The sequence below is a fragment of the Kitasatospora sp. NPDC043950 genome (assembly GCF_056435345.1).
This window is the reverse complement of record NZ_JBWKER010000003.1, coordinates 1-24,358: the sequence shown is the minus strand read 5'-3', so window position 1 is coordinate 24,358 and position 24,358 is coordinate 1. Positions and strand designations below refer to the sequence as shown.

At 73.2% G+C, this 24,358-nt stretch carries 22 protein-coding genes and 2 CRISPR repeat arrays; of the genes, 5 read left to right on the top strand and 17 right to left on the bottom strand.

The features are described from left to right. Positions 1-40: 40 nt before the first annotated feature. The 5 genes from AC07BF_RS02390 to AC07BF_RS02370 form a co-directional block, all read right to left on the bottom strand. The gene (locus AC07BF_RS02390; RefSeq protein ID WP_478332805.1) at positions 41-958 is read right to left on the bottom strand and encodes an NAD-dependent epimerase/dehydratase family protein; all 918 of its coding nucleotides are present in this window, start codon (positions 956-958) and stop codon (positions 41-43) included. Further along, positions 958-2,097, bottom strand: coding sequence for a cytochrome P450 family protein (locus tag AC07BF_RS02385; protein ID WP_478332804.1), 1,140 nt, complete (start codon positions 2,095-2,097; stop codon positions 958-960). Before AC07BF_RS02385 ends, AC07BF_RS02390 begins: the two co-directional genes overlap by 1 nt. Next, positions 2,094-3,566: a class I adenylate-forming enzyme family protein gene (locus tag AC07BF_RS02380; RefSeq protein ID WP_363629978.1), complete on the bottom strand. Its 1,473-nt coding sequence runs from the start codon at positions 3,564-3,566 to the stop codon at positions 2,094-2,096. Before AC07BF_RS02380 ends, AC07BF_RS02385 begins: the two co-directional genes overlap by 4 nt. 108 nt (positions 3,567-3,674) lie before the next feature. Beyond that, entirely contained in the window at positions 3,675-4,418 is a 744-nt protein-coding gene (locus AC07BF_RS02375) for a glycosyltransferase family 2 protein (protein WP_363583373.1), read from the bottom strand. Then, positions 4,415-5,428, bottom strand: a complete 1,014-nt coding sequence (locus tag AC07BF_RS02370) for a 3-oxoacyl-ACP synthase III family protein (RefSeq protein WP_363629976.1) — start codon at positions 5,426-5,428, stop codon at positions 4,415-4,417. Before AC07BF_RS02370 ends, AC07BF_RS02375 begins: the two co-directional genes overlap by 4 nt. 273 nt (positions 5,429-5,701) lie before the next feature. On the opposite strand from AC07BF_RS02370, the gene AC07BF_RS02365 reads away from it, so the two are divergent. After that, complete coding sequence (locus AC07BF_RS02365) at positions 5,702-5,914, top strand: cold-shock protein (RefSeq protein WP_363583369.1); 213 nt, start codon at positions 5,702-5,704, stop codon at positions 5,912-5,914. Between the two features lie 165 nt (positions 5,915-6,079). Here AC07BF_RS02365 and AC07BF_RS02360 read toward each other — a convergent pair whose 3' ends face one another. Next, on the bottom strand, positions 6,080-7,138 hold the full coding sequence (locus AC07BF_RS02360; protein ID WP_363629974.1) for an Lrp/AsnC family transcriptional regulator: 1,059 nt from the start codon (positions 7,136-7,138) through the stop codon (positions 6,080-6,082). A gap of 214 nt (positions 7,139-7,352) precedes the next feature. On the opposite strand from AC07BF_RS02360, the gene AC07BF_RS02355 reads away from it, so the two are divergent. Next, entirely contained in the window at positions 7,353-8,792 is a 1,440-nt protein-coding gene (locus AC07BF_RS02355) for a UbiD family decarboxylase (RefSeq protein ID WP_363583365.1), read from the top strand. An 84-nt stretch (positions 8,793-8,876) separates the two neighbouring features. Beyond that, entirely contained in the window at positions 8,877-9,497 is a 621-nt protein-coding gene (locus AC07BF_RS02350) for a UbiX family flavin prenyltransferase (protein ID WP_363629972.1), read from the top strand. A gap of 89 nt (positions 9,498-9,586) precedes the next feature. Here the strand turns inward: AC07BF_RS02350 and AC07BF_RS02345 are convergent, their stop codons facing one another. The 9 genes from AC07BF_RS02345 to cas3 all read right to left on the bottom strand — a co-directional run bounded on the left by AC07BF_RS02345 (position 9,587) and on the right by cas3 (position 20,006). Then, positions 9,587-9,976, bottom strand: a complete 390-nt coding sequence (locus AC07BF_RS02345; RefSeq protein ID WP_363629970.1) for a RidA family protein — start codon at positions 9,974-9,976, stop codon at positions 9,587-9,589. Between the two features lie 358 nt (positions 9,977-10,334). Then, entirely contained in the window at positions 10,335-10,613 is a 279-nt protein-coding gene (cas2e, locus tag AC07BF_RS02340) for a type I-E CRISPR-associated endoribonuclease Cas2e (protein ID WP_331744407.1), read from the bottom strand. Beyond that, the gene (gene cas1e, locus AC07BF_RS02335) at positions 10,610-11,632 is read right to left on the bottom strand and encodes a type I-E CRISPR-associated endonuclease Cas1e (protein WP_363629968.1); all 1,023 of its coding nucleotides are present in this window, start codon (positions 11,630-11,632) and stop codon (positions 10,610-10,612) included. Before cas1e ends, cas2e begins: the two co-directional genes overlap by 4 nt. Before the next feature lie 3 nt (positions 11,633-11,635). Then, entirely contained in the window at positions 11,636-12,412 is a 777-nt protein-coding gene (gene cas6e, locus AC07BF_RS02330) for a type I-E CRISPR-associated protein Cas6/Cse3/CasE (protein WP_363629966.1), read from the bottom strand. 4 nt (positions 12,413-12,416) lie between these two features. Continuing rightward, positions 12,417-13,313, bottom strand: a complete 897-nt coding sequence (gene cas5e / locus AC07BF_RS02325) for a type I-E CRISPR-associated protein Cas5/CasD (protein ID WP_363629964.1) — start codon at positions 13,311-13,313, stop codon at positions 12,417-12,419. Continuing rightward, the gene (gene cas7e / locus AC07BF_RS02320) at positions 13,313-14,458 is read right to left on the bottom strand and encodes a type I-E CRISPR-associated protein Cas7/Cse4/CasC (protein ID WP_363629962.1); all 1,146 of its coding nucleotides are present in this window, start codon (positions 14,456-14,458) and stop codon (positions 13,313-13,315) included. Before cas7e ends, cas5e begins: the two co-directional genes overlap by 1 nt. A gap of 51 nt (positions 14,459-14,509) precedes the next feature. Further along, the gene (gene casB / locus AC07BF_RS02315) at positions 14,510-15,175 is read right to left on the bottom strand and encodes a type I-E CRISPR-associated protein Cse2/CasB (RefSeq protein WP_363629960.1); all 666 of its coding nucleotides are present in this window, start codon (positions 15,173-15,175) and stop codon (positions 14,510-14,512) included. Beyond that, on the bottom strand, positions 15,165-16,877 hold the full coding sequence (gene casA, locus AC07BF_RS02310; RefSeq protein WP_478332803.1) for a type I-E CRISPR-associated protein Cse1/CasA: 1,713 nt from the start codon (positions 16,875-16,877) through the stop codon (positions 15,165-15,167). The genes casB and casA overlap by 11 nt, the downstream gene beginning before the upstream one ends. A gap of 225 nt (positions 16,878-17,102) precedes the next feature. After that, a complete protein-coding gene (gene cas3 / locus AC07BF_RS02305; protein ID WP_363629956.1) occupies positions 17,103-20,006 on the bottom strand; it encodes a CRISPR-associated helicase Cas3' in 2,904 nt (967 codons plus the stop codon). Positions 20,007-20,177: 171 nt separating this feature from the next. Next, a CRISPR array of direct repeats spans positions 20,178-21,180; the repeat unit is 28 nt; unit sequence GTCGGCCCCGCGCTCGCGGGGGTTGCCC. Between the two features lie 5 nt (positions 21,181-21,185). On the opposite strand from cas3, the gene AC07BF_RS02300 reads away from it, so the two are divergent. Further along, the gene (locus AC07BF_RS02300) at positions 21,186-21,332 is read left to right on the top strand and encodes a helix-turn-helix domain-containing protein (protein WP_363629954.1); all 147 of its coding nucleotides are present in this window, start codon (positions 21,186-21,188) and stop codon (positions 21,330-21,332) included. A gap of 30 nt (positions 21,333-21,362) precedes the next feature. Here the strand turns inward: AC07BF_RS02300 and AC07BF_RS02295 are convergent, their stop codons facing one another. After that, positions 21,363-21,656, bottom strand: a complete 294-nt coding sequence (locus AC07BF_RS02295) for a DUF6087 family protein (RefSeq protein ID WP_363629952.1) — start codon at positions 21,654-21,656, stop codon at positions 21,363-21,365. A gap of 463 nt (positions 21,657-22,119) precedes the next feature. On the opposite strand from AC07BF_RS02295, the gene AC07BF_RS02290 reads away from it, so the two are divergent. Then, a complete protein-coding gene (locus tag AC07BF_RS02290; RefSeq protein WP_400808434.1) occupies positions 22,120-22,698 on the top strand; it encodes an NsdA family TPR-like regulatory protein in 579 nt (192 codons plus the stop codon). Here the strand turns inward: AC07BF_RS02290 and cutA are convergent. After that, a complete protein-coding gene (cutA, locus tag AC07BF_RS02285) occupies positions 22,646-22,969 on the bottom strand; it encodes a divalent-cation tolerance protein CutA (protein WP_363583343.1) in 324 nt (107 codons plus the stop codon). The two genes, AC07BF_RS02290 and cutA, sit on opposite strands and share 53 nt — an antisense overlap. 288 nt (positions 22,970-23,257) lie before the next feature. Further along, positions 23,258-23,773: a CRISPR direct-repeat array (repeat unit 28 nt; unit sequence ATCGGCCCCGCGCTCGCGGGGATTGCTC). Between the last annotated feature and the right edge of the window lie 585 nt (positions 23,774-24,358).

Here is a 24,358-nt window from a genome sequence, read left to right as displayed (position 1 = left end):
TCGGATGGACACGGTCGCGGCAACCGGGCCCGGCCGGGTGTCAGGGGTGGTAGTCGGTGAGGGTGTGGGTGGGGGTCCAGCCCTGGGCGCGGGCGCGGGTGAGGTCGAGGACGACGCTGCGGGTGAGGAGGTCGACGGTGTAGGGGGTGAGTCCGGGGATGCGGGTGGTGCGGGCGGCGAGGCGAGCGAGGGGTGCGGGGAGGTGGGCGATGCGGGCGGGGACCCGGTGGGCGGTGAGGACGTGGCGCAGGGCGTCGTCGCGGCGGTAGGGGGTGGCGTCGGCGATGTTGTAGGCGCCGGGCGGCCAGGGCGGGGTGCCGGTGAGGCCGAGGGCGGACAGGCAGGCGTCGGTGAGGTTGGCGACGGCGGTGAGGCTGAGCGGGATGTCGCGGCCGGGCAGCGGGAGCAGGCCGTGCCGGGCGCGGGCGAGCAGTTGGGGGACGAGGTGGGGGTCGCCGGGGCCGTAGACGGCGCGGGGGCGCAGGACGACGGCGCCGGCCGCGAGGGCGAGGCGTTCGGCGGCGGCCTTGGTGCGGCCGTAGGCGTTGAGGTGGCCGGCGGCGGTGGGGTGGTCCTCGGTGACGGCGGTGGCAGCAGGGGCGGCGGCGGGGGCGGTGCGGGCGGTGGTGCGCGGGTCGTAGACGCTGGCGCTGCTCACGTGGACGAGGGTGCGGTCGCCGGCCGCGCGCAGGACGCGTTCGGTGCCGGTGACGTTGACGGCGTGCTGGTGGGCTTCGGCGGGATCGCCCGGGGGCAGGTCGGCGACGGCGGCGGCGCAGTGGACGACGAGGTCGGCGCCGGTGAAGTCGGGCTCGCCCTCGTCTGCGTCCCAGGGGCGGTGGCGGCCGACCGGGCCGGGGCGGCGGCCGTGGCAGGAGACTTCGAGGCCCAGGGCGGCGGCGGTGCGGGCGAGGTGGGCGCCGCAGAAGCCGGTGGCGCCGGTGATGGCGAGGTGCATCAGGATCTTCCCCGTCGGACGGTGAGTTCGGCGTAGCCGGGCAGGGCGCTGCGGCGGTCGACCCGGGCGCGGGTGACGACCGGGTGGTGGGGGGCGAGCGCCAGGAGGAGGTCGGCGAGCAGGGTGCGGGCCAGTCCGGCTCCGGGGCAGGCGTGCGGGCCGGCGCCGAAGACCGCCTGGGTGGCGGCGGGATCGTCGGCCGGCCCGCGGCGGTGGGCCCGGGCGGCGTGCCGGGCGACCAGGACCAGCCGGTCGCCGGCCCGTACGGGGTGCCCGGCGAGGGTGGTGTCGGCGGCGGCGACCCGGGGCAGCAGCGGGGACGGAGCGGTCAGGCGCAGGAGTTCGGCGGCGAGGCGGGGTGCGGTCGTCTCGCTCACGGTCGGCCAGAGCCCGGCGTCGGCGCACCAGGCGACGGCCCGGGGCAGTGCGGCGACGGTGGTGTTCACGGCGGCGACGGCCACCATGGCGTCACGCGCGTCACGCGCGTCGGGCGCATCGGGCAGCAGGGCGGCGAGCCGGGCCGCGGCGGCGACCGTGGCGGCGACCGCGTCCGGGCCGCGGCGGCGGGGGCCGGGGAGGTGGTCGCGGGCCGCGTGGGCGGCGGCTTCGGCCGCGGCGTGGGCGAGGCGGTGCGGGCAGGACTGCGCGCCGGTCAGGGCGGCGGCCGTGACACCGGCCAACTCGCGCGCCAGTGAGACGAGTTCGAGCTCGCCGGCGGCAAGGTCCGGGATCCGCGTCGCGAGCACGGCCTGCCAGTGCGGGCGGATCCGTTGCTGTGCGGCGGTGTCGAGGCCGCCGGCCAGGGCGCGGCGGGCGCTTCGGTGTTCGGCGCCGTCCTGGTCGAACAGCAGTCCGCCGACGGTGAGTTCGGCCGCTGCGCCGCCGGTGGTGCCGGGTGCGGTGCGGTCCAGCGGGACCCGGGTGAGCGCTTCGCGGTAGGCCTCGGTGCCGTGCACCAGCACGGTGCGGCCGAGCCGGACCACCGGGCGGCGGCGGGTGGCGGCGAGCAGGGCGAAGAGCAGGGGGTGGCTGCGCAGGTAGACGCGGCGGTCCCGGCGGCGGGCCCGGCGGGCGGCGGCGGGTGGGGGCGGCGGCGGGGGCACCGATGCGGGCGTCGGTGCGGGCACGGGGTCGGTCACCGGTCCAGCTCCCGTGCGCAGTGCGCGGCGGCCGCCGCCCGGTCGGGCTTGCGGGAGCGGCCCGCGAGCGGGACCTCGCCGAACAGGACGGCGTCCGGCCGGGCCGCTGCCATCCGGTCGAGCGGTCGGCGCAGGGCCTCGCGCAGGCGCCGCGGGTCGGTGCCCGGCGCCGGCTGGACGAGGGCGACCAGCCGCTCGTCGCCGTCCCCGGCCGGAACGCCGACTAGGACGGCGAGTTCGACGCCCGGCAGGTGCAGCGCCGGTTCGTACAGGCCGGGGTAGATGTTCTCGGCGCGGCGCAGCACCATGTCCTTGAGGCGGCCGGCGAGGACGATCCGTCCGTCGGGGGTGAGCGCGGCGCGGTCGCCGGTGCGCACCCAGGGGTCGGGGTCCTCGCCGAGGTAGCGGTGGCGGGCGCCCGGGCCGGTGAGCAGCAGTTCACCGCCGGTGGCGATCCGGGCGCGGACGCCGGGCAGGGGGGCTCCGACCAGGTCGCCGTCCCCGTCGTGGGCGCTCTTGTCCGCCTCCTCGACGGCGGCGGCCGGGAACAGTTCGGTGAGCGCGTAGACGCTCCAGGCCTGGTGGGCGCCGGACTGCTTGACCCGGCGCAACAGGGCGGCGTCGGCCGGGGCCGAGCCCGTCCAGACCCGGCCGGTGAAGCGGGCCCCGGCGGCGAGGGCGGCGCGCAGTTGGGGTGGGGTGAGGTAGGTGTGGGCGGGGTCGAGGCGGGCGAGTTGACGGCCGAGCGCGGCGGGGCGGCGGGCGGGCAGCACCACGGCGGCGCCCGCGGCGAGGGCCGGGACGAGGACGAAGAACGTCCCGCCGAGGACGACCGTCCCGGGGCGCGGGTCGACCAGGTCGGCGACGGTGCGCAGCCCGGCGGCCAGCCCGTCCCGGGTGTGGACGACGGCGCGCGGGCGCGCGGTGGTGCCGGAGGTGAAGACGATCACCGCGTCCGTTTCCGGGCCGCCGTCAGGTCGGGCGGGCGGGGTCGCGCCGGCAGGGCGCAGGTGCGGCGCGCAGCCGGGCAGGCGGCGGCCCAGGGTGGCGACCGGCCCGAGTGCGGTGAGACGGGGCAGGGCGAGGTCGGCGCGGCGGGCGAGCGGCCCGGCCCAGCCGGCCACGGCCTGGGCGGCGGCGTCGGCGAGGACGAGATCGGGGCTGGCCAGGGTGAGCCGGGCGGCGAGCACGTCGGGCCCGGCGGTCGGGTCGAGGACGGCGATGCGCAGGCCCAGCCGGTGCGCGGCGAGCATGACGGCCAGTGCGCGCGGCCCGGGCCGGACGGCGACGCCGACGGTGTCGCCGGGGCCGAGGCCGTGGGCGTGCAGCGCGGCGGCGTAGCCGTCGGCCAGGTCGGCGAGTTCGCCGCGGCGGATCACCGGGCGGACGGTGCCCAGGCGGGTGTGGCGCAGGACGGCGGGCCGGTCGGGGTGGTCGGTGCGCAGGGCGTGGGTGAGCCGGTCGAGCATGGCGGGGTCCTTCGGCGGGCTGCGGAGTGGCGGGCTGCGGGCTGCGGGCTGCGGAGCGGAGCGGGTCCGGTCGGGAAAGGGCCGGTGAGGAGCGAGGTGCGCGGGCTGTCAGCGCACGTCGACGGCGCGCGGCCCCGCGCCGCGCTCCAGGTACCAGCGCGCGGTGCCCACCACGCCGTACGCGCGGATGCGCCGGGTGGAGTTCTGCACCACCATGTCGCGGCGGCGCACCACCGCCGTGGTGTGCCGGCGGACCCTGTTGAGGAACGCCCGGTCGGTGGGTGAGGGCCGCCGGGGCATGCCGCCGACGGCGAGGTAGAGCTCGGCGGTGATCGCCATGTTGTTGCCCGCGTGCATCCGGTACGGGGTCAGGTAGCCGTGTCGGCGGCGGTGCGCGGGCCGGATCCGGCCGAAGAAGGCGCCGAGCGCGACCAGTGCCAGGAACACCGCGCGCCCGGCCGGGCCGTGCTCGTCGTGGCGGGCGGCGACCCGGCCGCAGACCAGCCCGCCGGAGGCGACCAGCCCTGCGCGGGCCGCGGCCGTCCAGCCCGGTTCGGGCAGGCAGTCGGCGTCGGTGCGGGCGAGCAGGGTGGCGCCGTGGGCGATGGCGTACCGGAAGGCGGTGTCCACCGCGGAGCCGACGCCCTTCTCCCGCTCGACCACCACCTCGACCGGGAACGGCGCGTGGGCGGCGAAGGCCCGCACCAGGGCGACGGTGCCGTCGGTGGAGCCGTTGTCGGCGACGAGCAGGGTGAAGTTACGGTCGCGCTGGCCGGTGAGGGCGCGCAGCACGCCCTCGATCCGGGCCTCCTCCTGGTAGGCGGGGACCACCACCCACAGGTCGGTCCTCACGAAGCCTCCCAGACCATGGTCATGAGGCTGACGCCACCGCCGAGACCGATCAGCAGCACCTTCTCGCCAGGCGCCAACGTGCCGCGTATTCGGTCGAGTTGCACGCCCAGCGTGGCACTGGCCACGTTGCCGAGTTCCGGCACGGTCAGGACCAGCTTCCCGGCCGGCACCCCGGTCAGCTCGACGAAGCGTTCCAGGTAGGGGATCGTCACCTGGTGCACCAGCACCCGGGCGTAGTCGTCCCAACCGAGACCGGTGCGGGCGGCGAGCCGGGCCAGGGCAGCGGGACCGATCTCCTCGAAGATGCCGCGCAGTTCCTTGCCGCCGCCCCGGAAGTAGCTGTACTCGTCGCCGCGCGGGTGGCGGGAGCCGCCGCCGGGGATGCCGCCGGCCGGCCAGTGCTCGGAGGCCGTCTCCGTCCCGACGTCGAGGATGCCGCCCCGCTCCACGGCCTCGACGACGACGGCCGCCCCGGCGTCGCCGAAGGTGTAGCCGGCGAAGCCGTCCCGGAACTCCGCCGGGGAGGACGGCGTGCGGAGCATGGCCCGGCTGGGTGTCTCGCCGGTGACGACCAGGGCACGCCGGGCCCGGCCGGCCAGGATCATCGCGCGGGCCAGGTCGATCCCGTTGAGGAAGCTGTTGCAGGCGTTGCTGACGTCCAACGCGTGTGCACGGGTGCCGAGTTCGGCCTGCACGATGTGGGCGGTGGCGGGCTCGCACACGTCCCGGGTGGCGGAGGCGAACAGCAGCAGGTCCACGTCCTGCGGGCGCAGTGCACGGGCGGCGAGGGCGCGTCGGGCGGCGCCGACCGCCAGGGTGGAGGCGTACTCGCCGTCGGCGGCGAAGTGCCGGGTGCGGATGCCGGTCGCCTTCTCGAACATCCGCTCCGGCAGGGCGAGTCGGCCGCCGGCGGTGACCTCGTCCTGGAGCTGCTGGGAGGTGAGCCGGCGGGCCGGCAGGTGGGAGCCGACGGCGGTGATGCCGATCCTCGGTGTTGCTGCTGTGTGCATGCCCCCATGCTCCGGCGGCACGACCGGGCCGGCCTGAGTACGGGTACTCAGGCCGGCCCGCCGGGCTACCCGATCACGTCTGCGCAGATGGACGGTGGACGGTTGCCGGGACTCCGGCGCGTGCAGCACCCGTGGTGCCGTCACCGGTCCGGGTGGCTACTCGCCGCAGCGGCCGACCAACTTCGCGTTACAGCCCCGCCGAGACCCCGAGCCCTGTCATGATCGGCATGTTGCGTCTCGTAGATCCTCGATCCTCGGAAAACAGGAGTGGCTGTGGCAGAGCGGCAGAACGGCACGGTGAAGTGGTTCAACGACGAGAAGGGCTACGGCTTCATCACCCCGGAGTCCGGAGCGGACCTGTTCGTTCACTTCCGGGCGATCCAGGGAAGCGGCTTCAAGTCCCTGGTTGAGGGCCAGAAGGTGACCTTCGTGGCGGTCCAGGGCCAGAAGGGGCTCCAGGCCGACGAGGTCCAGGTGGTGGGGTAGTAGCAGTTCCTCCCCTTCCTCCCCCGGGCCCCGGTCCGAACGGGAGATGCGGGAGATGCGAGGGATCACGCCCTGGGCGGCCTCCGTTCGATCGGGGCCGCCCAAGCCGTTCTGAACGGCTGGCCGGCTCGCCGGGCGGTCAGCCGCCCGACGTCTCGACGGTCCTCAGCCGCGCCGGGTGCCGCCTGGCCGGTTGCGGTGGCGGCCGACGGTGCCGACGCGTTTGAGGGTCCGGACGATCGGGGCGGTCTCGACCGTGTCGATGCCCGGGAGGGCGCCGAGACGGGCGGTCAGGTAGTCGTACAGGTACTCGTCGTCGGGGCAGAGGACGGCGGCGAGGAGGTTGGTCCGCCCCGTGGTGGCGGCGGCGTAGGCGACTTCGGGGTGTTCCGCCAGGGCTGCGCCGACGGCGGCGAGGTGCGAGGGCCGCACCGACATCCAGATGGCGGTGGTGGTCGGGCTGCCCAGTAGCCGCTCGTCGACGTCCACGACGAAGAAGAGCGCTCCGGCCGCGCGCAGGTGGGCGATCCGGCGGCGCACCGTCGACTCGTGGCAGCGGGCCTCGGCGGCCAGCGCCGCGTACGTCGTACGGCCGTCGCGGGCCAGCGCGGCGAGCAGCGTGTGGTCGAGGTCGTTGAGCTCGGTGAGCCCGGTGGGCTCCAGCGACGGCGCCCAGGACGGCGACGACGGCCGGGCGTCGGAAGGCGGGAGCCTCGGGGGTGGGAAGGCAGGCGGCGGGAACGCGGGGGCGAGCGCGTCCCGCTGGTCCTGGTCCAGCGCGCAGGTCAGGGCGCCCCAGGTGGTCGGGCCGCCCTTGAACAGCCGCAGCACGCGCTGCGCGGTGATCGAGGTGACCCCCGGGAGCCGGTCGAGCAGTTGCACCGGCGCGTCCTGGGCGCGGTCGCGGTGCGCCACGAGATGGCAGATGATCTCGGTGGCGCCGGAGGCGAGCTGGACCCACCGCGTGTCCTCCCGCGCGGCCAGGGCCCGGGCCAGGCCGAGCGACGCGCCGGGGGCGGACTGCAGTCGCAGCGCCCACACGGTCTGCCCGACGGGCCGGGGGTTGAGCCGGCCGATGACGCGTAGCCCGGCGCTCTCGCACAGCGCGGCGTAGCGGCGGGCGACGACCTGCTCGGAGACGCCCAGCACCGAGGCGATCCGGCGCAGGGGGGCGCGCCCGTCGATCTGCAGGGCGTGGATCAGCCGGAGATTGAGGGATTCCACGGATCCAGACCCTACCCGGGGCGGTATCCGGCACCTACGTCCGGACTCGTTGCGTCCGCTCGCGGCCGATCCGGATCATCGGTGCGCAGGCCGACGCGGCGCCTGTCCGCGCGGAACTGCGATCCCCGTGACGGCCGCGCCGAGGCTCGGCCGCCACCCGCGAGGAAGAGGAGGAGGGGAGATCCGGGCACACCACCCGACTCCCCGACGGCAGATGAGCACATTTCGTGATCTTCGGCATTACATCGACCACCTGACCGAGGCCCTCGGGAAGGACGAAGTCCTCCAGATCGACGGCGCCGACCGGGACCTGGACATCGGAGGCATCACCGAACTGCTGGCGGAGCGGGAAGGCCCCGCCCTGATGTTCGACAACATTCCGGGATTCCCCACGGGGTACCGGGTGTTCACCAACTTCATGGGGACGCCCGCCCGCACCGCGGTGGCGCTCGGGCTGCCGCACGACACCCCCAAGCTCGACATCGTGCGGGCCTGGAAGGACCTCAGCAAGCGGATCGAGCCCGTTCCCCCGGTGGAGGTCGCCACCGGCCCGGTCCTGGAGAACGTCCTGGTCGGCGAGGACGTGGACCTCGGGATCTTCCCCACCCCGCGCTGGCACGACAGGGACGGCGGCCGCTACATCGGCACCGCCTGCATGGTGATCACCCGTGACCCCGACAGCGGCTGGGTCAACGTCGGCACCTACCGGGCCTGCGTCCAGGGCCGCGACCGGCTGTCGCTGTGGATGCTCGGCAACCGGCACGCCAAGGCGATCGCCGAGAAGTACTGGGCGCGCGGCCAGACCTGCCCGATCGCCGTGGTGGTGGGCCAGGACCCGATCCTGTCGACCGCCGCCGCGATCGCCGCACCGTCCGGAATGTCGGAGTACGACCTGGCGGGCGGGCTGCGCGGGGAGGGCGTCGAGGTCCTGTACGCGCCGGGCAGCGAGCTTCCGATCCCGGCGCACGCCGAGATCGTGATCGAGGGCGAACTGCCGCCGGTCGAGGAGGAGTCCGTCCTGGAGGGCCCCTTCGGGGAGTGGACCGGCTACTACACGCACTCGGGCCAGGAGACCGTCGTCCGGGTCACCCGGATCCTGCACCGCGACGACCCGATCATCCTGGGCGCCCCGCCCATGCTGCCGACCATCCCGGCCGGCGACCAGGCCGTTCCGCTCTACTCGGCGTCGCTGACCTGGGACCACCTGGAAGCGTCCGGCGTGCAGAACGTCAAGGGCGTGTGGGCCTACGCCCGGCAGCTGCTGATGGTCGTCTCCATCGAGCAGACCGGCGCGGGGGACGCCATGCACGCGCTGCTGGCGGCGGCCGGGCGCAAGCGCACCGGCGGCATGGAACGGTACTTCGTCGTGGTCGACGAGGACATCGACATCACCGACATCAACCACGTCCTGTGGGCGATGTTCACCCGCGTCCACCCGACCGAGTCCATCCAGGTCCTGCGTGCGCCCACCACCGCCATCGATCCCCGGCTCGCACCCGACAGACTCGCCACCGGCGACCTGTCGATGGGCATCGTGCTCATCGACGCGTGCAAGCCGTTCGCGTGGAAGGACCGGTACCCGGCGGCCAACCGCGTCGACCAGGCCACCCGCGAGCGACTGCGCGAACGCTGGGCGGGCGTCCTGGCGCTGTAGCCCGCCGGGGGCGGTGAGGGAGCAGCGGCGCGCCCCCTCCCTCACCCTCCCCTCCGGCCCTTCCCCCTACGCCAGGAGCACATTGTGTCCGCCACACCCCCCGCCACCCGCCTCGTCATCGGAGTCACCGGCGCCACCGGCGCCCCGATCGCCGTCCGCCTGCTACAGGTCCTGCGCGAGGTACCGCAGGTGGAGACCCACCTCGTCCTGAGCACCTGGGCCCGCTCCACCATCGAGGTGGAGACGCCCTACAGCGCCCGGCGCTTCGCCGAACTCGCCGACGTGACACACAAGTTCGGCGACCTCGGCGCCACCATCTCCTCCGGCTCCTACCCGGTCGCGGGCATGGCCATCGTCCCGTGCAGCATGAAGACGCTCGCGGCCGTCCGGCACGGCATGGCCGACAACCTCATCGCCCGCGCAGCCGACGTCACGCTCAAAGAACGGCGCCCACTGGTCCTTGTGCCCCGGGAGACACCCCTCAACGAGATCCACCTGGAGAACATGCTCGCGCTCTCCCGGATGGGCGTACGCATCGTCCCCCCGATGCCGGCCTTCTACGACATCCCGAACGGCATCGGCGACCTCGTCGACCACATCGTCATGCGCATCCTCGACCAGTTCGACCTCCCCGCAGGCACCGCCGACATCGCGGAACGCTGGCAGGGCCTGGCCGACACCCGCCGCCACCACCCCGCCTCCTAGCGCCGCGCGACACACCCCCCCCCCGCTACGAAACACCACAGCGCTGGTCGCAGCCACCCACGTGTGGCCGCGACCAGCGCTCTTCGGAATCAGTCGAGGATGGCGTCGATCTCCACTTCAACGAGCCATTCGGGATCGATGAAACGTGAAACCTCAACGACGGTGCAGACCGGACGGACCGACGCGAACCGCTCCCCGTGCGCTCGCGCGGCCTCCTTCCAGCGCGTCACATCAGTGAGCATGACACGGGTCCGCACAACGTCCCCCAACGACGCCCCCGCCTCCTTCAGCGCGGCCTCCGCAATGTCCAGACACCTGACAGTCTGGGCGTACACATCGCCCTTCCCCACCGTCGTCCCACCGTCCCCGATGGGAGCAGTCCCCGCGACTGCAACGTGTGACCCCTTGCGGACTGCCCGGGAAAAGCCGATCTGAGGTTCGAGAGGCGAGCCGGAACTGACTATCTGCCGATGATCCATCGCACCATGCTCCCAGAGCACCGCACATCTGAAAACAGGCCCTCCACCGGGCACTTCGCCCCTGAAGCAGCCCGTCCCCACGCGTGCGGGGCCGATAAGGTCGCTGGTCAGCCGGTGTCGGTATCGAACGAGCAATCCCCGCGCGTGCGGGGCCGATTCGCCGGTCTCCGGGTCGGCGGCCTTGCGGACCGAACAATCCCCGCGCGTACGGGGCCGATTCTCCGGCCTGCTCCTGCACGTACCCCTCGGGGGAGCAATCCCCGCGCGTGCGGGGCCGATCGCCTGCTGACCCTGGACGAGGTGCTGGGGGCGGAGCAATCCCCGCGCGTGCGGGGCCGATGCTTCGTGACCTGCGGGTTTATCGGCGGGAGCGGGCTGAGAGGATCAGTCCGTCGAAGTCGACGGGCTTCCAGCGGTCCTTGCCGGCGGTGCGGACGGTCCAGCCCTGTTCGTTGGTGGCGGGTTCGACGAGGACGGCTTGGCCGTCGCCGATGCGGGTGGCGAGGAGGTCCCAGAGGCGGTCGCGGATGCGGCGGCTGGGGGTGCCGACGAAGACGCCGGCGTTGACTTCGACCATCCAGCGGGTGAGGTGGCCGCGCAGGCCTTCGGGGGCGGCGATGAGGATGATGACGGTCATGGGCTGTCCGTGTTCTGGGTGAACTCCGGGCCGATGATGGCCAGGTGTTCGTCTCCCATGCCCGGGTCGGAGACTGGGGGCGTCGGTGTGCCTTCCGTCCCGGACCAGTTGACGCCGCCCTGGACCGTGCCGACGCGTTCGTCCCAGAGTTCGTTGACCTCGAGGTCCGGCATGTCGGTGCCGTCCGGGCTGAGGAGGGCCTTGACGTCGTGGACGATGCGGCCGAGCAGCTTGTCCTGGGCGATGCGGTCGCGCAGGCCGAGCCGGGCGTCGCGTTCCTCGGCGTGGCCCTGCTTGGCGAGGTCGAAGGCGAGGGGGATGGTGTATTCGGCCTTGTAGAGGTCCGCGATGTCGAGGACGAACGAGGTCGCCAGGCCGGTGTGGACGAAGCCGAGGCCGGGGCTGGCGCCCAGGCCGGTGATGACCGCGTGGCAGATCCCGTAGAGGGCCGCGTTGCCGGCCGACAGGAGGCGGTTGAGGTCGTCGCCGGCGGCGTAGGCGTCGCCCGCCTTGTAGACCCGGCCGTTCCAGGGGACGCCGGTGCGCCGGGACTCGGCCTGGTAGAGCTTGCGGATACGGGCGCCCTCGCGGCCGCGCAGTTGCTGCATGGTGGCGGCGCTGACGTCCTCGCCGGGAAAGCGCATGCGGTACATGGTCCGGGCGACGGCGAGGCGTTCCTTGGTGCGACTGACCAGCCAGGCCTGCCGGTTGAGGAGGGCCGCACCACGGCTGGGGCCGAGTCCTGCGGCGTACATCCGCACGCCCTGCTCGCCGACCCAGCACACGGTGGTGCCGGAGTCGGCGAGCAGGTTGACGGCGCCGTGGGTGATGCGGGTGCCCGGGCCGAGGAGCATCACGGCGACCATGGCGGCCGGGACCCGGACGGTCTCGCGCTTGTTGATGACGACGACGGCGTTCTCGTCGCGGTCGATGTGGCTGCGCTCGACGTAGACGCTGGAGACGCGGTCGGCGAGGCGGTGCAGGTCGTGGGGGTGGGCTTTCCACCAGATGTCGGCCATCGGTCAGTGGTGTCCGGTCGACAGCGGGGCGAGGGTGAGCAGACCGCAGCCGTAGGCCTTGGAGGGGCCGATGCCGCCGAGGAGGGCGGTCTGGAGGAGGCCTGGGTCGGTGATGCGCAGCCGGCCTTCGAAGGTGGCGGTGGTGAGGGTGACCGGGGTGCGGGTGCCGGGCTTGGTGAAGGTGCTGCGGCTGCGGTCGGTGATCCGGGCCTCCCGCGCGGGCTGCTGCGCCTCTGCGGGGGTGTCCGGGGCCGACGGTTCGAGGCCCGGTGCCGCGCTGTCGGTGCGGGCTTCGGGGATGGTGAAGCCCCAGCGCTGGGTGCGTTCGAGGAACCAGGTGAGCTGCTGGGCGGCGGTGCGGTGGGCCATGCGGTAGGAGCGGTGGTGGAGTTCGGCGGCGGTCTTGGTGCGGTGGGGGCTCGTCTTGGCGGGCTTGGAGGTGTTCTGGACGGGGCTGGCCTTGAGGCGGAAGGCGAACTCGCGGCCGACGGCGAGCTGGGCGAGCAGCGGGCTGTAGTCGCGGACCGCGTAGTGCTCGCCTTCGGCGTCGGGCCAGCCCGCCTGTTCGACGATGTGGGTCCAGTCGGGTTTGGAGGGGGTGAGGACCAGCAGCGTGGGGCGGCGCGGGTGGTCGGTGTCGAGGCGCCACAGGATCCGGTCGCCGGGGGCGATGTCGGGGACACCGGCTGTGACGGCGCCGTGCAGGGCGCGGGGGTTGGCGAGCAGGGTGCGGCTGGCGGCGCGCAGGGGGTTGATGCGGACGCGGGAGAGGTAGGTCATCTGGTCACCAGCCCAGCAGGGCGAACGGGTCGTGGCCGCCGGCCGCAGTGGCCGGTTGGGCGGTCGTGGTGGGCGGGGTGGACGCGGCAGACAGGGCGGACGGGGCGAGGCCGGTGGGGACGTTGAGCCAGGCGTGGCGGATCCGCCGGGTGGTGAAGCCGCGTTCGCGGGGCGCGAAGGAGCGCGGGACGTCCTGCGAGGTGTCGTCGCCGGCCGGGTCGTCGAAGGTCGCGGCCAGGTCGATCCGGTGCGGCGAGAACGGATCCGGACCGCGTTCGGCCCGGCGGCGGTAGGCGGCCTTGACGGCGGTGCCCGCCTGCCAGGGCTCGTCCGCCAGCACTTCCTCCAGGGCTCCGGTGCGCACGGTGCCGAGGGCGATCGGCTGGGTGGGGACGCAGGAGCGGCGGCCGAGGGCGAGCGGGAAGGCGGGGCGGCGGATCGCCTCGGCGAGCGTCGCGACGAGGCCGGCCGGGCCCTGGACGGCGGCGACGAACACCGCGTCCTGGAGGTAGTAGCGGTGGGTGACGTGGGTGTCCTTGGCCGGGGAGGTCGGCTTCTGGATGCCCTTGGCGTTGACGCCGCTCTGCGGCAGCGGGCGGCCCCGGTAGTCGCTGACGGTGTGGTAGTCGCGCAGCAGCGTGCCGGGCTGGTCGATGCGCACGCCCAGGCGCAGGCCGACCAGGCCGGTGATGTCCGCTTCGCGGGGGAGTCCGGCGGCGGCGGCGAGCAGGCCGACGACGCCGGACTTGGTCGGCTGGGGCGGGGTGTCGCGGCGGTTGAAGGCGCTGCGGTCACCCCAGGACTGGAGCGGCCCGGCCAGGCGCAGGACGAGGACCGCCTGGTCCTCCGCCTGCTCCGGGGCCGGTGCGGGGGTGGTGGTGGGGGTCGGGTCGGCGGGCATCAGTTGTCGTTCACCCGCTCGGTGAGGGCGGTGCGCAGGCCGTCGCGCAGCTCGGTGAAGGTGCGGTTCGCGCCGAAGGCCTCCGCCAGCTGCTGCGTGGGCTCGTCGACGCCGGTGTCCGCGCCGAGGGTGTGGCAGATGCCGACGTACAGCGGGCTGTCTCCCCACTGCTCGGTGGCGGTGGCGAACTCCACGGCGAGGCGGCGCGCGGACTCGGCGACGATGCCCCGGCTCGCCGGGACGGGGTTCTCGTAGGCGGACACGAGGTTCACGGGCTGGTCGGCGCGCACGACGACGGCCACCAGGCTGGGGCGGGTGCGGTGCGCGAAGGAGTTTCCGTAGCCGGTGGGCATGGACCGGGCGAAGGAGTCGACGAACAGGTCGACGGCGTCGACGGCGGCCTTGTCGTCACCGAGGTTGCCGCGCAGCTGGTGCAGGCCCACGGTCGCGTAGCGGTAGAGGGTGGCGGAGTTGAAGCCGATGGTGCCGATCATGCCGGCGCCGGTCTCGTCGGCGGTGTTCTCGTCGTCGACGGCCGTGTAGTAGTCGAATTCGAGTTCGGTGGCATGGGTGGAGATCGCGTGCGCCACCTGGGTGGCGGCGTCGACGTTCAGGCCGGGGATGTCGGCGACCATCCGGCCGAAGAGCGCGACGTCGGCCGGGTGGCCGCTCTGCAGCTGCTCTTTGACCGGCAGTGCCTTGACGGCCTCGTCGAGGGCCTTGGCGTCGAGGGCGGCGAGGTCGGCGGCGGTGTCGGCGACCAGGTCGACGATGCCGTCCAGCTGGCGGCGCCCGTAGAAGAGCAGGTAGGCGGTGTCGCCCTCCTTCTTGCCGGCGGAGATCCCGGTCGACTTGATCAGGGCGTCGGCGATCCGCTGCGCGTCCTCGGCCTCGATGCCGGTGCGCTCGGTGATGCCCTTGGCGAGCTGGGCGGCGATCCGCTTGGTGCGGGTGGCGAGGTCCTGCCGGTCGCGGCTCTCGGCGAAGTGGATGCGGGTGGCACGCTTCCAGGCCTGGGAGGAGACGCGCGAGCGGCGCTTGCCGCCGAAGTACGCCTCCTTGGGGTTGCCGTTGTCGTCCCGGTTGAGGTTGGCCGGCGGGACGGTCTGCAGGATGTGGACGTCGATGTAGAGGCGGGCGGTCATGCGCTTCTCCTCGGGGGTGGTGGTGCCGGCGACGGGTGCGGCGGGGGGTGATCAGCTGTCGGCGGGCGTCTTGTCCTTCCACGCCTGGTAGCCGATCGCCCACTTGAGGCGGACCTGCGGGCGCCGGTCGGTGCTGTGCCAGGCCTGGATGTCGGCCATCAGGTGGCTGTAGTCCAACGGCTGTGTGATGGAACGCAGTTGGGTGATCAGGCCACGTAGGTGGACCAGCAGCGCGGACACGCTGGTGGCGCCCGCGAGTTGCGCGACCCGGGTGTCGAGCGCCTCCTCGCTGACCTTGCCGCTCCGGCGCAGCACTCGCAGCGCCTCCCCGAGCTTGACGCCACGGCGGTGCATCGGCTTGGACTGGCTCTGCTGGTGCAGGCCGTAGAGGGCCAGCGCGGCGTGCTCGGCCTTCTGCTCGTCGGAGACCTCGTCGCGCAGCGCGAGGACGTCGTTGACCTCGCAGCTGTAGAGCGGCCACATCTTGGGGCTGTCCATGACGGGACGCCCGAGGCCGGAGCGCAGGGCCGCCAGGTCCTCGCCGGGCGGCCGGCGTGGTTGCTTGGTGCGGGGGTCGTACCGCCAGTTGTGGTCGGGGCCGGTGAACTCGTCCCAGTACCGGCGCCGTCGGGCGGCGGCGGCGTTCCCAGTCGCAGCGGTGTGCTCAGCGGCGGCGGTGTGCTCAGCGGCAGCCGCGGCGGTGTGCTCAGTCGTCAAAGTCCGCTCCGGGGTCGTGGTCGAGGGCGGGGCCGGTCTCGGTCGCCCGCGCGGCGGCCGCTTCCCGTAGGGCATCGGCGTACCGGGGAAGGATCTCGTCGAGCCGGCGCCGGAAGTTGGCGCCCGCGGTGCCGAGCCTGTAGGTCTGCGTCTTGCCCGCCTTGCCGCCCTGGCTGATCGTGCGGCCGCCGAAGGTGGTGGCGGGTGCGGCCAGCAGGAGCGTGTTCGCCGCGTCCCACGCCTGGCGGTGGGCGAGTTGTTCCCATGCGAGCCGGCCCCGCTCCAGAGCCTCGTCGTCTGCGCCGGCGGTGCAGACGCCGGCGAGCAGGCGGCGCACCAGGGGGTCGAGGGTGTGCAGGAGGAGTTCGCCCGGTCGCTGGCCCTTGTCCCAGGGGATGGGGTCCGTTCCGGCGGCCCGGCGCAGGTCGGCGGAGAGGTTGCTGACGGCCTGGGCGAGTCGTTCCGCCTGCTCGGCGACGTCCAGGAGGAGCAGTTGGGCCTCGCTGTCCTGCTTGAGGGCGAGCAGCGGCAGGGGGATGGCGTCGTGGATGACGTCCTCGACGATCGCGGACTGGGTGCCGTAGACCATGCCGAAGGTCTCGACCTGCAGCGGGTAGTCGGCGGGGAGTTGGTCGTCCTCTTGCAGGGCGCTGATCTGGTCGAGCAGGATGCTGGTCTCGAAGCCGCCGTCGAGGCCCTGGCGAGTGGGCGTGAGAAGGGCCTCCAGGCCGCGCCAGGCGGCCTTGCCCTGGGTGTGGCGGCGCGGCCTGCGCTCGGGCAGGGCGGAGGCGGACTTCTTGGCGGGGGCGGTGAAGGTCCAGGCGGTGTGGGGCTCCTGCTCGGGCATGGGCGTCAGCCGGTCCCCCGCGCTGATGACGACCCGGGCCACCTTCAGCTGCCCGGCCTCGTCCTGGTGCGGGATGAGGCGGATCCGCCGGGCCTGCCAGGTCCACAGGTCGAGGAGGCCTTCGGCCGCGCGGGGCTGCCAGGCGGGGCCGTGCGGGGCGCGTTTCCACTGCGGGAGGCCGAGGTTGTCGGGCGGGGTGAGCGGAAGGTTCAGCAGGAGGGTCTCGTACAGAGTGCGCCCGGTGGGGATGATGACGCCGAGCTGGCCGAGCGGGCCGGTGGGGTTCCCGGTCGTCTTGCCCGCCTTGACCTGGTCATCGCCGACGACGCCGGTCTTGATCGCCGCGGTGTCCCAGCAGTGGGCGTGCACGAGCCAGTGGGCGGCCTGCGCCGGAGTCAGGTCGAGCGGATCCGCGTCGGTACGGGTGCCGAACAGCGGGACGTTGTTGCCGCTCGCCGCGGTCGCCACCAGGGCGGCGGAGCCCTTCGTCTCGTCCTTGGCGGTGCGCAGCCCGGCGACCTGCCCGAACGGGGCGGCGGGGTCGAAGAGGTCGAACTTCGCGTGGTGATCGGAGAGGTAGGTCTCCAGGCTGCCCAGCTCGCCCTTCGTGAATCCGCCCCGGGTGAGCCGCTCACCCTTCTCCCCAGGGCTCTGGGGCGCGCCGGTGGCGTCGGCGACGACGGGCAGCAGGACCTGACGCAGGACGGCCGGCAGCTGGGTGGAGAACTCCACGACGAGGCCCTCGAACTCGTGGGCCCGGGCCAGGGCCTCAGCGATCCCCACCTGCACGGGGGGCCCGCCACCGACGGGTCGTACCGTCAGCCACGGTTCCTCGACAAGGTTGTACCCAGGCATGCGCTGATCTCCCAACTAGCCATGTTTAGCTTGTTGCTGATGCATCGTGGCACCGGCGGATGCCTGTTGTGGGGTGAATGCTTGAATTGCCCCCGGCCCCGCGGCTTCGGTGCGCGGGGATGGCCCGTGGCCGTGTTTTCCGGCCCAGGTCGGCCGCAAGTCGGCCCCGCGGTCGCGGGGTTGAGGGGGCGCGGGGTTGAGGGGGTGGGTCGACGCCTGTTCGACTCACCCCCTCGCCTTTATCGGTACTGGGGCGCGCTGGGGCCCTCCGATCACCACGAGGCCGAGCAGGTCGTCGTAGCGCAGCTGGAAGTCACCGAGGGCTGCTTCGCCGTGCTCGTCGAGTTCGAGGGCCAGGCTGTATCGCAGCCATGGATGGTCGCGCCAGCCCGACAGCGGACCGAGCGCCTGCTCGGCAGTCTTTGTCAGTTTGGCGGGCAGGCGCACCGTCCCGGAGAGCACGTCGTCCACCATCTCGGCCGCGACCGTCCCGTTGGGGCCGACCTTACGGCCCGTCATCGCGTGGAAGTCTTCCCCGGTGCGGCGCACCAGCACGACCTCCACGCTCCGGTCCCCGTCCCGGACGAGTGCCTCAAACTGTCCCTCTGTCAGCGTGCCGTGGGCTCCGTAGTGCAGACCGGCCAGAGTCTGCGAACCGTGCTCCCCGGCGCGGGTCAGGACGTACTGGGCGGCTTCCTCGCGGCGTTTGGCCTGCCGTTCCTCCCAGTCCTGCCGGGCCTGCGCCTCGGCCTCGCCCCACTCCGCCGGGACGACGGGGTCGGTACCGTAGACCCGGGCGACCAGCTCCGGCACCTGGCCGGGGATGCTCCACGCGCCTCCGTCGGCCTTCGCCGTCCGCTCGACCTCGACGGCCGTGCGCAGCAGAAGGTAGCGGCCGTAGATCCCCTCGGAGTCGCGCAGGATCTGCGGCGCGCCGTCGTCGTCGAAGTGCACGCCGGTGACGGCGACGGTGGGCCGGGACAGCCGGCGGGGGCGCTGCGCGCCGTCGTGGCGGTGGAGGCGTCCGATGCGCTGGAGGAGCAGGTCCATCGGAGCGAGGTCGGTGATCAACAGATCGGCGTCGACGTCGAAGGACTGCTCCGCGAGCTGGGTCGCGACGACGATCATCCTGCCGGGACGCCCGGATCCCTCGGCCGGCGGTCCGAGGAGTTTCAGCACCTCCTGCGTGCGGTCCGCCCGGTGGCCGGCGTGCAGGCGCCCGTGCAGGAGCCGGACATCAGCGCCGAACTCCTTGTGGAGGGCCTCGAACGCGGACTGGGCGCGGGCCACGGTGTTCCGAATGACCAGGACGCACCCGCCGTCAACCAGCCGCTCCCTCAGATAGTCGACCACGGCGGCATCCTGCGCGACTTGGGCGTCGGTCCGCGTCGGCTGCTCGTCGAGCACCTCGACCCGCACCTGAAGGTCCTCACGCCAGGACGCGGTGCCCTCCACCAGCACTTCCGGCTGCCCGGCCGGCCCCGCCCAGGCCGCCGTGACGCTCGGATAGCCCTCCGGCTCGGGAAGCTCCAGGGCTGCCGAGGCCTCCGCCGACCGCGTGCCGGCCAGGTAGGCGGCGACCAGGCGGCACCGCTGCTCCGGCGGCAGCGTCGCCGACAGCAGCACCACCGGCACGCTGGCCTGCCCGAGCCACCACAGGCCCTCCAGCAGGAACTGCGACATGTAGACGTCGGCGGCATGGACCTCGTCGAGGATCACGACCTTGCCCACCAGGCCAGCCATCCGCAGCATCACGTGCTTGGTCCGGGTCGCGGCGTACAGGAGCTGGTCGATGGTGCCGACCGCGAACGGGCTCAGCAGACCACGGCGACGCCCGAGGAACCACTCGGCGGGGGCCCTGCGCTCCCCGTCCGCGCAGCCGTCGAAGCAGTCGGTCTGCATGCCGAACTCGTCTTCTCCCACCGACGAGAAGGGGTCGTCGGCGTCCTGCCCCCACTCCCCCGCGCCCTCCAGCAGGCCGCGCCACTCCTTGTTGAACATCCGCTTGCCGTGCAGCAGCGCGACCTGGCCCTCCAGCCCATCGCCGACCTCGCGCAGCCACGACCGGACCTGGGTGAACATCGGGTCCGCCGTCGCCTGGGTCGGCATGCCCAGGAACACCCCGTCCGCACCGTGACGCGCTGCCATCAGCTCGGCCGCCGCCAGAGCCGCCTTCGTCTTCCCCTCCCCCATCGGCGCCTCGACGATCGCCAGACCGGGCCCGCCCATCCGACGCACCACGTCGAGGACCAACTCCTGCGAGGGCCTGGTCCCGTGGCCGAACCGGTCCCGAAACGTCTCCGGGCCGGGCGCCGCCAACGCTCCCCATCCACCGCGCAGTTCGAGCCTCGACCACGCCGCCGCGGCCCGCTGCCGCGCTTGAGGCATCGCCACCTTCGCCAGGTCGGACACACCCGTGAAGTGCCGCTCGTCGCTGGCGATCCAGTCCGCCATCACCACGAAGCCGGACAGCTGAAGCTGCGCCGCGCGGCTCGGCACCAGCGCCGGCTCCACCGCAGCCAGCGGCGACTTCCCCTCATAGCCGAGCTCCCGCGAGAACACCTCCACCAGCGCCGACTGCGCGAGCTTCCAGGGCTGGCTGCTGCCTTGCAGCTTTTCGTTCTTCTTCGGTGGCCTCAGCTGCCCCAGCGTCGGGATCAAACCGTGGTGGCCGGCGACCAACGGCCAGACCCAACCGACCTGTTCCTCATGCCACTTCGCGTCAGTAAGCAGCGCCCTCAGCACCCGGGCACCGGCTTTGTCATGCCGCCAAGACGCCCCCTTCACTGCGTACTTGTCCCAGGTGAGCCCCGCTTGACGGACCGCTGCCTCACCGGCGGCGTCGAGATGCTGAAACACCGGGGTGGCCTTGCCACAGTCATGAATCCCGCACAACCAGGCGAACAGACGCCGCCCCTTACCCGTGCCCCCCGCGAGAGCGTCCAGACGCCACCGCGTCACCGGCGGCAGGTAGCGGTCCCAGAGGATCTCTGCCACCGCCGCAGTGTCCAGCATGTGCGACAGCAGGAGATTGGCCGTTCCCCCGGCCCGCCCGGCCGACTTACCCCACAGCGCACCCAGCCAGCCCCTGACCTCGGGCGGGTACCACTGCCAACGGTCCTCAACCATCGCCTCAACCTCCACACGCAGGTACGCTTCGAGAGCCTAGGACACCCCACTGACAACTCACCTCGGAGCAAAGAAATATGACGGTCATACATCAGCTCCCCTCCGGGCCGCCATCCGATCGAACTGAATCAATCAGGCCCCTCGGCCGCTAATCACCGCAGGTCAGAAAGTGTCGGCCCCGCGCTCGCGGGGGTTGCCCCACGATCATCGCCGCCGAGCGGATCTCCGGTGTGTCGGCCCCGCGCTCGCGGGGGTTGCCCCCCGTCGGTCCACGGTCGGCAGTCCTGCGGCGGTCGGCCCCGCGCTCGCGGGGGTTGCCCCTGGGCGTTCAACCTCGGCGCAACGATCAGCTGGTCGGCCCCGCGCTCGCGGGGGTTGCCCCCTGCGTCACGTCCTGCGGATCGCCCGGGACGAGTCGGCCCCGCGCTCGCGGGGGTTGCCCCACCTCATCCCGGGCATCGTCCGCCGGCACCTGGTCGGCCCCGCGCTCGCGGGGGTTGCCCTGATGAGGTCTGATCCCTGGGGCCGGTCGGACTGTCGGCCCCGCGCTCGCGGGGGTTGCCCTGATGAGGTCTGATCCCTGGGGCCGGTCGGACTGTCGGCCCCGCGCTCGCGGGGGTTGCCCCGCCGCCCGGTGTCGGCCGTCGCCCCTACGATTGTCGGCCCCGCGCTCGCGGGGGTTGCCCGAGGACTACTGGCCGGAGCCGGAGCCGGAGCCGGTCGGCCCCGCGCTCGCGGGGGTTGCCCCGAGGCGGGCCCGCACCCGGTCCTCCTGGAGGTGTCGGCCCCGCGCTCGCGGGGGTTGCCCGGCGTAGCGCCGCTCGACCGCGCGGGAGTCGGAGTCGGCCCCGCGCTCGCGGGGGTTGCCCCCTGGCGTCGAGGGTCCTCGGCCGCCCCGTCGAGTCGGCCCCGCGCTCGCGGGGGTTGCCCCCTTCGCCTGGAGTGCGGGTACGAGGTTCAGCAGTCGGCCCCGCGCTCGCGGGGGTTGCCCCCCGCGCCAGGGGCAAGCCCTGCCGCCGAGGAGGTCGGCCCCGCGCTCGCGGGGGTTGCCCCTCCAGGCCGTGCGGGTAGTGGGTCGGTTCGCCGTCGGCCCCGCGCTCGCGGGGGTTGCCCGACCGCGCCGAGGACCAGGGTGGCGATCATGCTGTCGGCCCCGCACTCGCGGGGGCTCCCCCGTGTGTGCCCATAGAGACGCAGCAGGCCGGACTGGACAGGCGGACCGTCGGCCGGTTCGAGAACGGGCCCGTGCCGCCCACGCTCGACAAGTTCAGCGCGATCGCCCGTGCAATCGGGGTGCCGCTCCGGCGACTGCTCCGTGATGGATGACGCTGACCGGCCGCACCGTGGTACGGCCGGTCAGGGCTTGCGATGCTTCCCCGCCGGCTTCTTCGGAGGTTGAGCCGAAGACATCGGAATCACCTCGTCGCCGTCGATGCCGTGCAGGAGGCGCTGTGCGGCAGCGTAGTTCGGCGCGATCGTCTCCGGTACCCACTGGTAGCCGTCCCAGCAGGAGATGAGTCGAGGTGCGCCCTGGTACAGGTGGGCCGGTGCGGTCTCGTGGCCGATGGTCGCGGCCTTGAGTTCGCCGACCGGCCGACGCCGCGCGTCCCGCCGCGCTGCCCACTGCCCCAGGGGTTCGTCCTCGTCCATCTGGTCCTCCTCCGCGACGGGGCAGCCCAGAGTACCGGCAGTCAGCAGGGGAGGAGCCAGCTCGGGCCGCTCGGATCCCCGATCCAGACCCGCTGGTCCTCGCCGCTCACCATGAGGCCGAACGCGTCCTGTCCCGGGCTACCGACCTTCTCCCAGCGTTCGACAGTTCGGGGACGAGGAACACATCCCGGCTCGACTGCTCGCCGCGCACCTGTCCACGCATATCGACCACATCACTGCGGTCCTGCCGAACGCAGGCACCCACCGGGGCGCGCTCACCATCGCCGCTGGAGAGACCGCGGCTCTGGCCGGATGGACCCACTGGGACCTCGGCGACTACTCGCACGCCGGTCACTACTACCGGACGGCTCGACTCGCGGCCGACCGCGCCGGACACGGCCCGCTGCATGCCCTCGCCCTGGGCTACGCCTCGTACGGGGTGGATGCAGCGACGGCTCGGCAGATGCTCGCCGCTGCACAGGAGAATGTCCGGGGCCGAGGCCTGGAAGCGGCCCGGGCCTGGCTCGCCGCAAGGGAAGCCGAGGAGGCCGCGGCGGACGGCGACAGGGAGTCGGCACTGCGTGCACTGGACCGCGCCCGGACTGCCTTCGACTACGCGGAGCCCGACACCGCTCCGGCCTGGTTTTCCTTCTTCGGCGAAGCACGCCTCAGCTCAATGACGGTGGCGACCTACGCCAAGCTGCGACACCGAGACCTCGGCGCGGCCGCAGACCAGACCCTGGCCGACCTGGGCGAAGACGACCGGAAGATCAGGGTCGCAGTGCTCGGAGACGTCGCGGCCGGCTACCTCACGGCGGGCGCCGTCGACCAGGCCGTCGAGATCGGCCGCCGCGCCCTCGCCGCCACGCTCGAAGCCCAGACGACCATGGGTCGAGTACGGCTGTCCGCACTGGCCGACCAACTCCCGGCATCGCCGGCGGCCCAGGCCTTTCGAGACGAGATCCGGGCCTCCTTGGAGCAACTGCCGATCAGCTTCGCGTCTCTGCGGCCACCCAGTCCAGGTAGGCGGCGGATCCAGTGATCACCGGCACCCCGACGACCTCCGGCGTGTCGTAGGAGTGCAGCTCAACGATGCGCGCGGACAGCCGATCAGCCAGGCTCGCCCGGGACTTGAAGTCGATCCGCCACTCGGCGGAGTCCTGCACCCCGCCGTCCCACCAGTAGACGGACTGGACGCGGTAGACCTGCGCACACGCGGCCAGGCGGTCACGGATGACCGCCGAGGCGAGCTCACGGGCCTTCGTCTCGTCGTCATGGGTCGTCGTCACCACAACGAAGTCACCGGTCGTCATACCGTGACGGTACCCGGCATCAACCGCCGCCCCCAATCTGCCCAGCGGACTTACCCCACAGCGCGCCAGCCAGCTCCCGACCTCGGGCGGGTACCCCTGCCAACGGTCCTCAAGCATCGTCTCAACCTCCACGTACGAGTACGCTTCGAGAGCGTAGGCCACGACACCGACAACCAGCCCTGGGACAAGGAGAGATGGCAACAACGCATCGGCTGTTCGACGAGCCCTCTACCAATCGAACTGAATCAATCAGGCCCCTCGCCCGCTAATCACCGCAGGTCAGGAAGTATCGGCCCCGCGCTCGCGGGGATTGCTCCGCGATGACCTCCGGCGCCAGGGCGGCCTCACGATCGGCCCCGCGCTCGCGGGGATTGCTCCCGGCTCACCTGCCTGTAACCCGCTGACCTGACATCGGCCCCGCGCTCGCGGGGATTGCTCCCAGGTGGCTCGGCCTGGGGTAGACCATGGCTGATCGGCCCCGCGCTCGCGGGGATTGCTCGTGGTTTGAGGCCTATTCCATGGCGGCCGAGCTATCGGCCCCGCGCTCGCGGGGATTGCTCCTCAAGCTGGCGGTACTCCTCCAGTGGCAGGGCATCGGCCCCGCGCTCGCGGGGATTGCTCCGTGCCCACGCCGTTCAGCTCGGTCGAGTACTCATCGGCCCCGCGCTCGCGGGGATTGCTCCCGAACCCGGCCGAACACGCCCTCCTGGCCGTGATCGGCCCCGCGCTCGCGGGGATTGCTCGCGGGTACTCAGTTCGAGCTCCCCCGGAAACGGATCGGCCCCGCGCTCGCGGGGATTGCTCTTGGTGTGCCACTCTGGCGCCTGTTCCACGGGTAAGCCCTGGCCGGTCGCACCGCCGTACGGCCGGCCAGGGAGTCACTTCTCGGGGTTCGGCGGCGGGTCGTTCGGCGGGGGCGGGGTCTTCGGGGCGGCCGGCGGTGACTTCGGCCCACCGATCCCGCCCGAGCCACCGCTGGGGTCCTTCTGCGGGTTCATCTCGTCCTCCTCAACCTCCGGTACCGCCGGGATATCGTCCGGCGGCATGGTGGGGCGCTTGTGTACCCGGGTCGGGCCTCGGGAGCCGCGGCCCTTCTCTTGCCACCGGCCCTGTGCGTTTGGGGGTACTGTGCCGCCCATCGCGTCCTCCTCCTGCTGGGGGTCACCATCGTGACGTGGCCAGTGGCCTAGCTGCCGAACGTCCCGCCAATCCCGGTGGGACGGGCGCACGACATGCAGAGGACCCGGGAGTGCAGTACGACCCAGACCCGCATGAGGTCCTCCACCCCGCCGTACGGGGGCGGGGGGGGGGGGGGGGGGGGGGGGGGGGGGGGGGGGGGGGGGGGGGGGGGGGGGGGGGGGGGGGGGGGGGGGGGGGGGGGGGGGGGGG